Genomic DNA, 14,355 nt, shown 5'->3' with positions numbered 1-14,355 from the left:
CTACAAAATAAATTCACTTAAATCTTTGTTTTTGACAATGCTGCCGAGCTTTTGTTCGACATATTGCGGTGTAATCACGACTTTTTCAAGCGTAATATCCGGGGCTTCAAATAGTAAATCTTCCAGTAATTTTTCCATGATCGTATGAAGGCGTCTCGCCCCGATATTATCCGTCGCTTGATTCACCTCAAAAGCCACTTCAGCAATCTTATGAATAGCATCGTCAGAAAATTCAAGATTTATACCTTCTGTAGCAAGAAGCGCTGTATATTGTTTAATGAGCGCATTATTAGGCTCCACTAGTATTCTTACGAAATCATCGACAGAAAGTTTCGCTAATTCGACACGAATCGGAAAACGCCCTTGCAACTCTGGAATTAAATCGGACGGTTTGGCTATGTGAAAGGCACCAGCAGCGATAAATAAAATATGATCTGTTTTGACAGGACCGTATTTGGTCATAACAGTCGATCCTTCCACAATCGGTAAAATATCGCGCTGTACTCCTTCACGGGACACGTCGGCGGAAGAAGCATTTTGCCCTCTTTGTGCGATTTTGTCAATTTCATCGATGAAAATGATTCCAGATTGTTCAGCAAGTCGTACTGCTTCTTGGGTTACTTCGTCCATGTCAATTAATTTTTGCGCTTCTTCGTTTGTTAGCACTTTGCGCGCTTCACTTACTTTCAGCTTGCGTTTTTTGCGCCGCTTCGGCATGAGGCTGCTTAATGCATCTTGCATGTTCATGCCCATCTGCTCGATGCCCGCCCCTTGCAAAAAGTCGAACAACGTTGCTTGCTGCTCTTCGACTTCAATCGTGACAAGCTCGTCTTCCAATTCTCCGTTTGCAAGTTGCAGCGCGACTTGTCTTCTTTTTTGTTCGATATACTGCTCATCTTGCGTATGTGCCGTATCTTGTTGTGCCGTTTGACCGCCTCCGAATAATAGTTCGAGCGGATTTTTCATCGTTTGTTTTTGTTTCCCCGGCACCAAAAGTTCCACAAGCCGTTTGTTCGCTTGCTGTTCAGCGCGGTCTTTTACTTCATTCATTTTCCGTTCTTTCACTAACCGAACAGATGTTTCAACAAGGTCACGCACCATTGATTCAACGTCACGACCAACATAACCAACTTCGGTAAACTTCGTTGCTTCTACTTTAATAAATGGTGCCCCGACAAGTTTGGCCAACCTTCTTGCGATTTCTGTCTTCCCTACCCCTGTTGGACCGATCATTAAGATGTTTTTCGGCACAACTTCATCGCGCAATTTTTCATCAAGCAAGCTGCGGCGATAGCGGTTTCGCAAAGCGATTGCAACCGCTTTTTTCGCTTCTTTCTGACCGACGATAAATTGGTCAAGCTTCTCGACAATTTGCCGTGGTGTTAAGTTTTCGTTCATCTCTCTCCCTCCTCCCTTTCTTACAATTCCTCGACAATAATATGGTCGTTTGTATACACACAAATATTAGCAGCAATTTCTAAAGCCGCTTTAGCAATTTCTTTCGCTGATAGCTGTTCTCCTGCATATTGCTTCAGTGCACGTCCTGCCGCTAGCGCATAATTCCCGCCAGAACCAATTGCTAAAATGCCATCGTCCGGTTCAATTACTTCCCCTGTTCCCGATACTAACAATAAATGGCTTTCATCCATCACAATTAGCATCGCTTCCAACCGCCGCAACACTTTATCGCTGCGCCATTCCTTCGCCAGCTCGACCGCCGCACGCGGCAAGTTCCCGTTGAATTCTTCTAATTTCCCTTCAAACATCTCAAATAACGTAAACGCATCAGCAACAGATCCAGCAAAACCGGCTAATACTTTTCCCTGAAATAGCCTTCTTACTTTTTTTGCTGTATGCTTCATGACGACAGCATTTCCGAACGTGACTTGACCGTCACCAGCCATTGCGCATCTCCCGTTATGACGGATCGCAAAAATCGTCGTGGCATGGAACTGTTCCATTCGTTATCTTCCTCCTTCCCGACTAGCGGCAGTCATTATGCCCGCGGGTGTGTATGCAAATAAATATGGCGCAAGCGATCTTTTGTGACATGAGTATATACTTGTGTTGACGAAAGGTGCGCGTGTCCCAACAATTCTTGAACAGTACGCATATCTGCGCCTTCATTCAGCAAATGTGTAGCAAACGTATGCCTTAGGACGTGCGGGCTTATTTTTTGCATAATCGCCGCTTTCTTGACCATCTCGTTTAAAATATGACGTACCCCTCGAGGTGTTAATGGGTTCCCGCGAGCATTCACAAACAAATAGTTATGAGCGGTTTTCCCCTTTTGCAAAAGCTCACGCCGCCCGTTTTGAACGTATCGTTCTAACGCTTCTTTAGCAAAGCGTCCAAACGGAACATAGCGCTGTTTATTTCCTTTACCATGAATTAACATCGTTGAAACAGAAAAATCAATATCGGAAAGTTGAATGTGACAACATTCACTAACACGAATACCTGTGGCGTAAAGAAGCTCGATCAGCGCTTGGTTGCGTTGTCCGAGTGCTGTATTTACATCATTGACATGAAACAAGCTTTCTAATTCCTGCTCGTATAAAAAACTAGGAATTTTTTGTTCTTTTTTCGGTAACGCTGCCAACGCAAACGGATTTTCCGCCACTTTTTTTTCTCGCAATAAAAACTTATAAAAGCTTCGCAAGCTAGATATTTTACGCGAAATGGAGCGACTTGATTGTTGCTCATGATGTAGATTCGTCAAATAAAGACGGACATCGCTATACGTGACTTCCTCTAAACGCTCAATCGCCTGCTCGTTCATAAAGGCAAAAAATTGTTCAATATCGCGTTTGTAACACACAATAGTATATTCTGAATAATTTTTTTCAATTTGTAAATATTCTATGAACAAATTTAACGCAATTTTCAAATTTTCCATTCTCAACACCTCACAAGGGCTATTAAATATTAACATACATTCAACAGCCCTTGCAATGAATTTCTATCAATTTTTTACAAAATTCTGAATTGTGTCCAATGCTCGTTGTGCGTATCGTTCATTACGCTGCTTTTTATCTTTAATCGTCTCCTCAAGTGGCGCAAATAAGCCAAAATTCGCATTCATTGGCTGAAAATGATTCGGGTTGGCGGTCGTAATGTAATGCGCCATGCTACCAATGGCTGTTTCTGGTGGAAAGACAATCAACTCTTGTCCTAATACGAGCCGTGCCGCGTTGATGCCAGCCACTAATCCTGATGCCGCTGATTCTACATATCCTTCAACCCCAGTCATTTGCCCAGCAAAAAATAAATCATCTCGCTCTTTATATTGATACGTTGGCCGTAGCAATTTTGGAGAGTTAATAAAAGTATTGCGATGCATCACACCGTAGCGAACGATTTCCGCGTTTTCTAGTCCCGGAATGAGACGGATGACTTCTTTTTGCGGTCCCCATTTTAAATGAGTTTGAAATCCAACAATGTTGTAAAGAGTGCCTGCTGCATCATCTTGGCGGAGCTGGACGACAGCAAACGGGCGCTTTCCTGTACGCGGGTCTTCAAGCCCCACCGGCTTCATCGGACCAAATAACAATGTCTTTTTCCCGCGCTTAGCCATTACTTCAATCGGCATGCACCCTTCAAAATAAATCTCTTTTTCAAACTCTTTCAATGGGACCGTTTCCGCGGAAATAAGGGCTTCGTAAAAGCGGTCAAACTCCTCTTCTGTCATCGGGCAGTTCAAATAGGCCGCTTCCCCTTTATCATAGCGTGATTTGATATACACTTTATCCATGTTAATGCTTTCTTTTTCCACAATCGGAGCAGCAGCATCGTAAAAGTATAAATACTCTTCACCTGTCAGTGCTTTCAATCGATCGGATAACGCTTTGGACGTTAATGGTCCCGTTGCGATAATCGTCGGCCCAGAAGGGATTTCCGTCACTTCTTCGTGAATCACTGTGACATTTGGATGGTTTTTTACTAAATCTGTGACCCGTGCTGCAAATTCATGGCGATCAACTGCAAGCGCGCCACCCGCAGGGACGGAACATTCATCCGCTGCTTTGATAATCACGGAGTTCAGGCGGCGCATTTCTTCCTTTAATACACCAACAGCGTTCGTTAATGAATTAGCACGCAATGAATTGCTACAAACAAGCTCAGCAAATTTATCGGTATGATGGGCAGGAGTTTGCTTCATGGGACGCATTTCATAAAGTCGTACGTTGACGTTGCGACTAGCGAGCTGCCATGCGGCTTCACTTCCCGCTAGACCTGCGCCAATGACGTTGACAGTTGGTTGATTCATTGTTTTTCCTCCTTGCTATCTCGTATAAAAGCGGTGAGGATTAGCATCCCTCACCGTTTTCTATGATTGTGGCTTCTCTTCATAATCACACTCGATACATTGCACTTGCATACCCTTTTTTAATTTTTTCTCGACTAACAAGCTTCCGCATTTCGGACAAGGACGTGCAAGCGGTTTATCCCACGACACGAAGTCACAGTCTGGGAAGCGGTCGCACCCGTAAAATACTCGCTTTTTCTTGCTGCTTCGTTCCACAATGTTTCCTTTATGGCATTTCGGGCATTTTACCCCGATTTCTTTTACGATCGGTTTTGTATGACGGCATTCCGGAAAATTAGAGCAAGCGACAAACTTGCCAAACCGTCCCATTTTATACACCATTGGGCTACCACATACTTCGCACTCCATTCCGGCAGGCTCATCTTTAATCTCGACTTCTTTCATTTCCTTTTCCGCAATTTGTAAGCGTTTTTCAAATTCACGATAAAACTCATCGACGACTTTTACCCACTCAATTTTACCTTCTTCGATTTCATCTAAGCTCTTTTCCATTTTCGCCGTAAATTCAACATCTAAAATTTCCGGGAAAAACTCTAATATGAGCTCTAAGACAATTTCCCCCAATTCAGTCGGTACAAAGCGCTTATTTTCAAGAACCACATAGTTTCGTTTTTGAATCGTATCAAGCGTTGGTGCATAGGTCGATGGACGACCGATTCCAAGCTCTTCTAGCGTTTTCACTAATCGAGCTTCCGTATAACGAGGAGGCGGCTGCGTAAAATGCTGCCTCTGTTCGATATCTTTACTAATAACCGTTTCTCCCTCTTGCAAGTCCGGGAGCAACCGGTCTTGTTCATCTGTTTGGTCGTCAGTTCCTTCTACATATACTTTCATAAATCCCGGAAATTTAACTTTTGAGCCACTCGCCCGAAACAATACCCCTTCATTTTCGACTTCTACGCTCATCGTGTCAAGAAGCGCTGGAGCCATTTGGCTTGCAACAAATCGCTCCCAAATGAGCTTATACAAGCGAAATTGGTCCCGACTTAAATACGGTTTGACCGAATTCGGATCGCGAAACGTCGACGTCGGTCGAATCGCTTCATGAGCGTCTTGAGCGTTCGCGCTTTTCTTTTCTTTCCGCTTTTCTTGCGCGACAAATTCTTTCCCGAATGTCGCTTCAATATACGAAAGCGCCTCTTGCTGTGCCGTTTCTGACACCCGTGTAGAGTCGGTACGCATATATGTAATTAAACCGACTGTTCCTTCGCTGCCAAGGTCAATCCCTTCGTATAGTTGCTGAGCAAGCATCATCGTCTTCTTTGTACGAAAATTAAGCTTACGGGCTGCTTCTTGCTGGAGCGAAGACGTCGTAAACGGCGGCACTGGATTTCGTTTCCGTTCCTTTTTCGTTACCGATTTGACAGTGAAACGATTTCCATTGATGCGCTGTAAAATTTTCTTGACTTCCTCCTCATTTTTTAAGTCAAGCTTTTGTCCATCCACTCCGTAAAATAAAGCGGTAAACGTTTCATTTCCTTTGACGAATTCCGCTTGAATCGTCCAATATTCCTCAGGCTGAAATTCTTTAATTTCTTTCTCACGGTCAATGATCAGGCGCAAAGCGACAGACTGCACGCGACCGGCGCTTAATCCCTTTTTTACTTTCTTCCAAAGAAGCGGGCTAATATTGTAGCCTACGAGTCTGTCAAGCACACGGCGCGCTTGCTGAGCATCAACTAAATGCATATTAATGGCGCGCGGATGCTGGAACGATTCCTTAATGGCATCTTTCGTAATCTCGTTAAATACAACACGGCAATCGGAATGAATATCAAGCTCCAGCATATGTGCTAAGTGCCAAGCGATCGCTTCTCCTTCGCGGTCCGGGTCGGCAGCTAGAAACACTTTTTTTGCTTTTTTTGCCGCTGTTTTTAACTCTTTAATAACCGGCCCTTTGCCGCGAATCGTAATATATTTTGGTTCGTAGTCATTATTTATATCAACGCCCATCTGGCTTTTTGGCAAATCGCGAACATGTCCCATTGACGCTTTCACTTTATATTTTTTTCCTAAATATCGTTCAATCGTTTTTGCTTTCGCTGGTGATTCAACGATGACTAGATAGTCTGACATAACTTTTCCTCCCTTAAGAGGTAAATTTAAAATCTTCATTATTATTAATGATTCTTATGACATTTGTCAAACAAGATATGAATATTTCTCTTTTTTATTTCGGAAAAAGGTAGAAAAACTCTTCGATAATGTCTGCCGCAGAACGAACTAATTTTGCCCCTTGCTGGATCAAGAAGTTCGTTCCTTTCGATTGCTCTATCAAAATAGAACCAGGAACAGCAAACACTTCTCTGCCCTGTTCTAACGCTAGTGCAGCAGTAATTAATGAACCGCTTCTTTCCTTTGCTTGAATGACAACAGTTCCAAGCGATAAACCGCTAATAATGCGATTTCGCAATGGAAAGTGCCATTTTTGTGGCTTTGTATGCGGAGGATATTCAGAAAGGATCAGATGATCTCGCATGAGCTGTTCCGCTAACTTTCGATTTTGTTGCGGATATATATGCTGAAATCCTCCAGCAGTCACAGCAATCGTTTTTCCGCCACATTCGATCGTCATTTCGTGCGCTGCAGCGTCAATTCCTACGGCAAGGCCGCTGACAATGAGCCACCCGTTAGAAATAAGCGGTGGCAGTAACAGGCGTAATGATTCAATTCCTTCACTCGTCGGCTTTCTCGTCCCGACGATGCTGATCATTTTGAAACTTGAGAGCCATTCGATATTCCCTCTTGCATACAACACCCATGGTGGTTCAAAAATATGTTTCAAAAGCGGTGGATAGCAGCGATCGAAAATGGTGATCGCATGAATATTTTTGTCCCTATATGTTTTTATCATACTTTGAATGGCAAGGGAATGTAAATCTTGGAAAAGAAGAGAACATTGTTCGGGGGAAATCGACAACAGCTGAGTAAAATCGGAATATGAGAAGGAAAAAATCGAGGAAAGCGACGGATCGACTTCAAGGAAACGAGCAATCGTTTTCCAGTTGACGCCGCGACAATGATGAAGATGAATCAGGCGTTCTCGAACAGATGAATACATCAAATCTTCCTTTCTCCATGTCGAATTTTAGATAAAATTTTTCAAAGAAAACTGTCCCGCACGGAGCGCCAATGCGGGACGATGATGATTAATGCGTTTTACATTTTTCGTAAAGCCCTTGTTCTTTGAGGACAGAAATTAATGTTTCGCCGATAACAGCAGGAGTTTCTGCTACTTTAATGCCGCATTCATTCATTTTCTTAATTTTTTCTGCCGCCGTTCCTTTGCCGCCAGAGATGATTGCACCGGCATGTCCCATTCTCTTACCCGGAGGTGCAGTTTGACCACCGATAAAGCCGACAACTGGTTTTTTCATGTTTGCTTTTACCCATTCGGCTGCTTCTTCTTCCGCCGTACCGCCGATTTCTCCAATCATGATTACTGCATATGTCTCTTCATCTTCGTTAAATGCTTTTAAAACATCAATAAAGTTCGTACCGTTGACAGGGTCCCCGCCGATACCGACCGCTGTAGATTGACCAATTCCGGCTTGTGTTAATTGATGGACCGCTTCGTATGTTAACGTGCCGGAGCGAGAAACGATACCGACATGACCTTTTTTATGAATGTAACCAGGCATGATACCGATTTTGCATTCTTCTGGTGTAATCACACCTGGGCAGTTTGGACCGATGAGACGCGTTTTTTTGCCTTCCATATAACGTTTCACTTTGACCATGTCAAGGACTGGAATGCCTTCGGTAATGCAAACAACGAGATCTAATTCAGCATCAACCGCTTCCATAATCGCATCTGCGGCAAATGGGGCTGGGACGTAAATAACAGACGCGTTCGCTCCTGTCGCCTTCACCGCTTCTTCAACCGTGTTAAATACAGGAACACCTTCAATTTCCGTCCCGCCTTTACCAGGTGAGGTTCCGCCTACAATTTTTGTACCGTATTCAAGCATTTGCTTCGTATGGAATAATCCTTGTGAACCTGTAATTCCTTGAACGATGACTTTTGTATCTTTGTTAATAAAAACGCTCACAGTTCTCCCTCGCCTTCTTAACGTACTAGCTCGACAATTTTTTGTGCACCGTCCGCCATTGACTCAGCAGCGGTAATATTTAATCCAGACTTTTCTAAAATCTTTTTACCTAATTCGACGTTCGTTCCTTCTAAACGAACAACAAGCGGAAGCTCTAAGCCGACTTGTTTTGTCGCTTCTACAATTCCGTTCGCAATGACATCACATTTCATAATGCCGCCGAAAATATTGACGAAAATGCCTTTTACTTTCGCATCGGAAAGAATGATTTTAAACGCTTCCGTGACTTTTTCCGCGGTCGCGCTGCCGCCGACATCTAAGAAGTTGGCTGGTTCGCCGCCGTAGTATTTGATAATGTCCATCGTTGCCATCGCAAGACCAGCACCGTTGACCATGCAGCCGATATTGCCGTCAAGCGCGATATAGTTCAAATCGTATTTCGACGCTTCAATTTCTTTTGGATCTTCTTCATCTAAGTCGCGATATTCAAGCAATTCTTTATGGCGATATAAAGCGTTAGAGTCGAAGTTTAATTTTGCATCAAGCGCCATCACTTTGCCGTCGCCAGTGACAACAAGCGGGTTAATTTCCGCGATGGAGCAGTCTTTTTCGACAAATACTTGATAAAGTCCCAACATAAATTTCACGGCTTGGTTGACAAGCTCTTTTGGAATATTGATGTTAAACGCTAAACGGCGCGCTTGAAACACTTGCAACCCAACAGCCGGATCGATATATTCTTTAAAAATTTTCTCTGGTGTTTTAGCTGCGACTTCTTCGATTTCTGTACCGCCCTCTTCAGACCCCATTAACACAACGCGAGAAGTGGCACGGTCAACGACTAAACCGATATAATATTCTTTTTGAATATTGCATCCTTCTTCAATGAGGAGGCGCTTTACTTCTTTTCCTTCAGGACCTGTTTGGTGAGTAACAAGTTTTTTGCCTAATAGCTCGCTTGCATATGTACGAACTTCATCCAAGCTTTTCGCTACTTTTACCCCTCCGGCTTTTCCGCGTCCGCCAGCATGAATTTGCGCTTTGACGACACACACTTGGCTTCCTAACTCTTTCGCTGCTTCGACTGCTTCCTCAACTGTAAAAGCTACGCGACCGTTCGGCACGCTAACCCCATAGCTTCTGAGGATTTCCTTGCCTTGATACTCATGAATATTCATGCGTCAACCTCCTATGTATAAAAATAAAAAATACTAGCGCTTTCATTGTATAATGATACTTTCCATATTGTCTACCGTTTCGACATAAAACAAAAAAATCCTCCTTAATAGAGAGGATTTTGTCAAACTTGGCATAACAACGCAAATTGCTACGTTGTTTCCGTAAGCCGCCGTTCGATTCGATACACAAATGCAAATAGTTCAGCAACAATTTGATACAGCTCTTCTGGAATCGCTTCGTTGATTTCAAGTTCGCTTAATAGCTGTACAAGCGATGGATCTTCTTGAATGGGAATGCCATTCTCTTTAGCAATAGCAATCAAATTTTCGGCGACGTATCCTTGACCTTTCGCAACGACAACAGGCGCGGTATGCTCACTAGGATGATACGTCAGCGCAACTGCTTTTTTCTCCTCTTTTTTCATATTCGATAATCCACCCCTGAATATTGCTCTTGTAAAAGTGGCGGTGCGGCTATCTTCTCTTGCTTCGACGAGACGACTTTTATCGTAGATAACCTATACCCATATGCTTCGATTCTTTCTTTTAACGTCGGCTGCATTGCCGCAACGAGTGTTTCTAAATGCGGTGTCTCGTTGATGAGAGAAATATGAACAATACGGTTTTGAATGTTTACATCAATCACCGTTTCTTTTAATCTCTCTAGCTGTAGATAAAAAAGGATGCGACAATAGTTTGGATCAATTTGACCATTTTTTTGCTTTTTTCCTTGCCAATGAACGGTCACGTCAGTTAGTCCATTGCCAAAACGGAACGGGATTTGTATAAAAAGATGTTGAATCGGTCCTTGCATTTGAGCGAGCAATTGTTGTCCAGTTATGCGATGAGTAAGCGTTTCGATCATGTTTTTGAGACTGGGCTCAGAAACTTCTTGCGCGGCTTTCAAAAGAAGTGGCTTTAATGCCACAAATTCAAACATTTGGATTGTTTTTGCCTTGATGGCATTTTGAACATCCGCTTCATATTGAAGTCCAAGCAGCTGAACAAATTGTTTGATCGTCTTCGCAATAGCTGAAGAAGACATATCGTTAGCTGAAGCGGCAAATATCGTTTTCAGAAACTGTTGCTCACTTTCAGGTAGTTTCTCGTTCATATAAGCCGTATAAAGCGAATAGAATTGTTTGATAATCTGTGGCTCTTGCTCTTGAAACCGAGCAAGCAATGTCCCGATTTGCTGCTTCACTGCTTCCTCATTCCCTGTCTTGATTTCATCACGAAGGCGCCAGCGCTCTGGTTCTCGTTCAATTTGATTTTCATCTAGTGACAGTCCTAGTTTTTGCAATAAACCTTGTGCCTGTGGCTCGTGGTGTGCCCACTTTTCTAGCAGCAAGGCAATGGTTTGATAGACATTCACTTCCCCTGTGGTAAGCGGCTGCAATTGATGAAGCAATGACTGTACGGTTTCGGTTTGTTGTTGTGGCGGAAGGGACATAAGTGCGTTCTGCAAGTCTAGTAATTGCTTAGATAAAGGAAGCGGGTGCTGTGCAGCCTTCATCGCTAAAAAGATTTCTTTCGTAAACGGCAAACGATGCGTGTACATGTAACGAATTGCTTGCAGGCCCGCTTCTGTGTCCTTTGTTTCAGAAAGCCATTTTGCTGCTTGAAAAACGTCTTCTTTGACGATGGGGAGCTGTTCTTGTAATAAAAAGCGGAGAAGCGGCTGGGCATTGCGAGGAAGCTCCCATTGTCGGGCAAGCTGTTGTGCGGCTTCATCGGCAGTTTGTTGGCTGTTTTCCATTTCTGTATTGAGTTGTTCGACCAGCTTTAAATAGAACGTTTCATCAGAGATAGAAACTTGAAACCAATAATGGCTGCCGACCTGTAGCGGCACTTGCAACTGAGCAATGAGCGTTTCCCCGCCTACTTGTACGAGCGCTGTTTGATTCGGCTGTATGCTTTCTATTTTTCCATATAGGATTTGTCCGTTACGAAATGGAAGATGGCTGACTTGTTCAGAAACAGAGCGATGAAACGAGCCATTTATATGACGAATAAAAGTCATATTTCTCCCTCTCTCTTCTGTTGTAACACTTCTTTAACAGGGGCAAACGAGCGGCGATGTTCGTTTGTAATTCCATATGTACGAATCGCTTGTAAATGGTATTCCGTTCCATACCCCATATGTTTTTCAAATCCATATTGCGGGTATTGCATGCCTAATCGTTTCATAAAACGATCTCGTGTCACTTTGGCAATAATCGAGCTTGCTGCAATCGAGACGCTGTTCGCATCTCCTTTAATAAGGCTTTGTTGAGGAATATCAATCGGCAATTTCATCGCGTCAATTAATACATAGTCAGGCTGAGGCGTAAGCTGTTGAATCGCCCGAATCATTGCTATTTTCGTCGCTTCGTAAATGTTTACTTCGTCAATCTCAGCAGCTGTAGCAACCCCGATTCCAATGGAAACCGCGCATGATTGAATAGTGTCAAACAGCCTTTCGCGCTTTGCTTCCGATAATTTTTTTGAATCATTTAAGCCTGGTATATACACGTCTTTCGGTAAAATCACAGCAGCGGCTACTACCGGACCAGCCAACGGGCCACGCCCTACCTCATCGACGCCGGCAATGTAATGAACACCATTGTTATATAATTGCTGCTCATGACGTGACATCTGGTCCCATTGCTGCTTTGCTTGTGCAGCACTTTCTTTTTGTTTATACCAACGAGCGATTAATTTTTGGACGCTTTTTCGTTCGTCGTGGCATAATTCTTGAAATAGCGGATGATGCTCATCTGTCAACGTCTGTAATAGCGACTCAATTTCTTTTATGGTACGTTTCATTGAATGAATCGTTCCTTTCCTTATCTACTGTTTATATCGACATATTGAAGAAAAAATAAAGCCCGTATAAGGAAACGGGCTTTATCCTATCACTCTGGTTTTTCAAAGCTGAGTCGTCCGAGTTTTTCCGTACGAATTTCTCTGAGAACAAGCTCAGCGACTTTATCATAGTCAATGGCACCGCCGCTCATAAGGCAACCACGGCGTCTACCTATTTCATCAAACAGCTTGACGATATCTTCAGGAATGCCGTCAAGCGAATACCGCTCTTTTAGCCGTTCAGGATAATGTTGTTTTAAAAAGTTTAACGCATACACAGCGACATCTTGCAAATTTAAAATCGTATCTTTAATCGCTCCCGTTGTCGCCAACTTGAGGCCGACTTCTTCATCTTCAAATTTCGGCCATAAAATTCCCGGAGTATCGAGAAGTTCCATTTCTTTGCCAACTTTAATCCATTGTTGTGCTTTTGTCACTCCAGGCTTGTCTCCTGTTTTGGCGATATGCTTGCCCGCAAGGCGATTAATTAATGTCGACTTTCCAACATTTGGAATACCAACAATGAGAGCGCGCATCGGGCGAGGGTTTTTAATTCCTTTCGCTGCCATTTTGGCAAACTTATCTTTTAACATCTCTTTGGCTGCTGTAACGATTTGCTTGACGCCCGTTCCCGCTTGTGAATCGATGGCTAACGCGCGCAAGTGTTGCTCTTCAAAAAAAGAAATCCATTGTTTTGTAATTGCCTCATCAGCCATATCGGCTTTATTTAGCAACACGATGCGCGGTTTATTCGCAAGGATTTCGTCAATCATCGGATTTCTCGATGAAAGAGGGATGCGCGCATCCAACAGTTCAAACACAATATCGATAAGCTTTAATTTTTCCTGTACTTCCCGTTTTGCTTTGGCCATATGGCCTGGAAACCATTGAATTGTCATTGCTGCCACCTACATTCATGAACATGTTTATTTAATAATGCGAGCATCAGAAAGCGGCCAGTACACAACATTTGCCTTTCCAACGACTTTGTCCATAGGGATAAAGCCGATATGGCGGCTATCTTTGCTAAAGCGGCGATTATCTCCCATGACAAAGAGATAGCCTTTAGGTACTGTTTTTCGTCCGGTGAGTTCTTCCAATGTAAACGGTTCAGTTAACGGACCATCAATGACCTGTTTTTTGTATTCATCTAAATACGGCTCTTCATACGGTTTGCCGTTAATGTACAGTGTGTCATTTTTATATTCGATATGATCACCAGGCAATCCAATAACTCGCTTAATATAATCTTTTCCTTCTTCGGCATGAAACACAATGATGTCAAAGCGCTGCGGAGCACCGATTTTATAAGAAAGCTTATTGACAATCATGCGATCATGGTTATGAAGAGTTGGCATCATCGACAATCCATCAACAATAATTGGAGCAAAAATAAAGTAACGGATGCCGCCTGCTAATAAAACGGCAATAACAATCGCTTTTACCCATTCCCATGTTTCATTTTTTTTCTTCATCATTGTTCTCCCACCTAATCTCTTTTTACCACTATTATGACATAAAATGAATGATTTGAGATGAGAAAAAAGGAGCTTGGTGATCAAGCTCCTTTTGCTGATTAACGAATGATTTCTTTAATACGTGCAGCTTTACCGCGAAGTTGACGTAAGTAGTAAAGTTTCGCACGACGTACTTTACCGCGGCGAACAACTTCTAACTTCGCAATTTTCGGTGTATGCACTGGGAATGTGCGCTCTACACCTACACCGTAAGAAACCTTGCGAACGGTAAATGTTTCGCTGATTCCAGCGCCGCGACGCTTAATGACAACACCTTCAAACACTTGAATGCGCTCACGGTTTCCTTCGATAACTTTTACGTGAACACGTACAGTGTCGCCAGGACGAAACTCTGGTAAGTCTGTTCGCAATTGTTCTTTCGTGATTTCTTGAATTAAATGATGCATCATATTCCACTCCTTCCAACAGAT

The 14,355-nt window shown here is 43.1% G+C and carries 14 protein-coding genes; all 14 read right to left on the bottom strand.

The window, feature by feature from the left end; translation table 11 throughout:
* Complete coding sequence (gene hslU / locus ISX45_RS03335) at positions 1-1,398, bottom strand: ATP-dependent protease ATPase subunit HslU (RefSeq protein WP_194519963.1); 1,398 nt, start codon at positions 1,396-1,398, stop codon at positions 1-3.
* Between the two features lie 20 nt (positions 1,399-1,418).
* The gene (hslV, locus tag ISX45_RS03330; RefSeq protein WP_181554939.1) at positions 1,419-1,961 is read right to left on the bottom strand and encodes an ATP-dependent protease subunit HslV; all 543 of its coding nucleotides are present in this window, start codon (positions 1,959-1,961) and stop codon (positions 1,419-1,421) included.
* A gap of 35 nt (positions 1,962-1,996) precedes the next feature.
* On the bottom strand, positions 1,997-2,899 hold the full coding sequence (gene xerC, locus ISX45_RS03325; RefSeq protein ID WP_181554940.1) for a tyrosine recombinase XerC: 903 nt from the start codon (positions 2,897-2,899) through the stop codon (positions 1,997-1,999).
* A 66-nt stretch (positions 2,900-2,965) separates the two neighbouring features.
* Positions 2,966-4,270 carry an FADH(2)-oxidizing methylenetetrahydrofolate--tRNA-(uracil(54)-C(5))-methyltransferase TrmFO gene (gene trmFO / locus ISX45_RS03320; RefSeq protein WP_181554941.1) on the bottom strand — a complete coding sequence of 435 codons (1,305 nt, stop codon included), beginning with the start codon at positions 4,268-4,270 and terminating at the stop codon, positions 2,966-2,968.
* A gap of 60 nt (positions 4,271-4,330) precedes the next feature.
* A complete protein-coding gene (gene topA, locus ISX45_RS03315; protein WP_181554942.1) occupies positions 4,331-6,406 on the bottom strand; it encodes a type I DNA topoisomerase in 2,076 nt (691 codons plus the stop codon).
* A 94-nt stretch (positions 6,407-6,500) separates the two neighbouring features.
* Entirely contained in the window at positions 6,501-7,391 is an 891-nt protein-coding gene (gene dprA / locus ISX45_RS03310; protein ID WP_181555237.1) for a DNA-processing protein DprA, read from the bottom strand.
* A gap of 88 nt (positions 7,392-7,479) precedes the next feature.
* Positions 7,480-8,382, bottom strand: a complete 903-nt coding sequence (gene sucD / locus ISX45_RS03305) for a succinate--CoA ligase subunit alpha (RefSeq protein WP_181554943.1) — start codon at positions 8,380-8,382, stop codon at positions 7,480-7,482.
* A gap of 17 nt (positions 8,383-8,399) precedes the next feature.
* The gene (gene sucC, locus ISX45_RS03300) at positions 8,400-9,560 is read right to left on the bottom strand and encodes an ADP-forming succinate--CoA ligase subunit beta (protein ID WP_181554944.1); all 1,161 of its coding nucleotides are present in this window, start codon (positions 9,558-9,560) and stop codon (positions 8,400-8,402) included.
* 149 nt (positions 9,561-9,709) lie between these two features.
* Entirely contained in the window at positions 9,710-9,985 is a 276-nt protein-coding gene (locus ISX45_RS03295) for an EscU/YscU/HrcU family type III secretion system export apparatus switch protein (RefSeq protein ID WP_181554945.1), read from the bottom strand.
* Entirely contained in the window at positions 9,982-11,583 is a 1,602-nt protein-coding gene (locus ISX45_RS03290) for a hypothetical protein (protein ID WP_181554946.1), read from the bottom strand. Before ISX45_RS03290 ends, ISX45_RS03295 begins: the two co-directional genes overlap by 4 nt.
* The gene (locus ISX45_RS03285) at positions 11,580-12,368 is read right to left on the bottom strand and encodes a ribonuclease HII (protein WP_194519962.1); all 789 of its coding nucleotides are present in this window, start codon (positions 12,366-12,368) and stop codon (positions 11,580-11,582) included. The genes ISX45_RS03290 and ISX45_RS03285 overlap by 4 nt, the downstream gene beginning before the upstream one ends.
* A gap of 89 nt (positions 12,369-12,457) precedes the next feature.
* On the bottom strand, positions 12,458-13,315 hold the full coding sequence (ylqF, locus tag ISX45_RS03280; protein ID WP_181554948.1) for a ribosome biogenesis GTPase YlqF: 858 nt from the start codon (positions 13,313-13,315) through the stop codon (positions 12,458-12,460).
* Between the two features lie 18 nt (positions 13,316-13,333).
* The gene (lepB, locus tag ISX45_RS03275) at positions 13,334-13,885 is read right to left on the bottom strand and encodes a signal peptidase I (protein ID WP_306465159.1); all 552 of its coding nucleotides are present in this window, start codon (positions 13,883-13,885) and stop codon (positions 13,334-13,336) included.
* Positions 13,886-13,983: 98 nt separating this feature from the next.
* The gene (rplS, locus tag ISX45_RS03270) at positions 13,984-14,331 is read right to left on the bottom strand and encodes a 50S ribosomal protein L19 (RefSeq protein WP_181554949.1); all 348 of its coding nucleotides are present in this window, start codon (positions 14,329-14,331) and stop codon (positions 13,984-13,986) included.
* Positions 14,332-14,355 lie beyond the last annotated feature (24 nt).

The organism is Thermaerobacillus caldiproteolyticus, from assembly GCF_015326725.1.
Lineage (GTDB): Bacteria > Bacillota > Bacilli > Bacillales > Anoxybacillaceae > Thermaerobacillus > Thermaerobacillus caldiproteolyticus.
The sequence above is the reverse complement of the archived record's forward strand: the minus strand, read 5'-3'. Positions and strand labels throughout refer to the sequence as shown.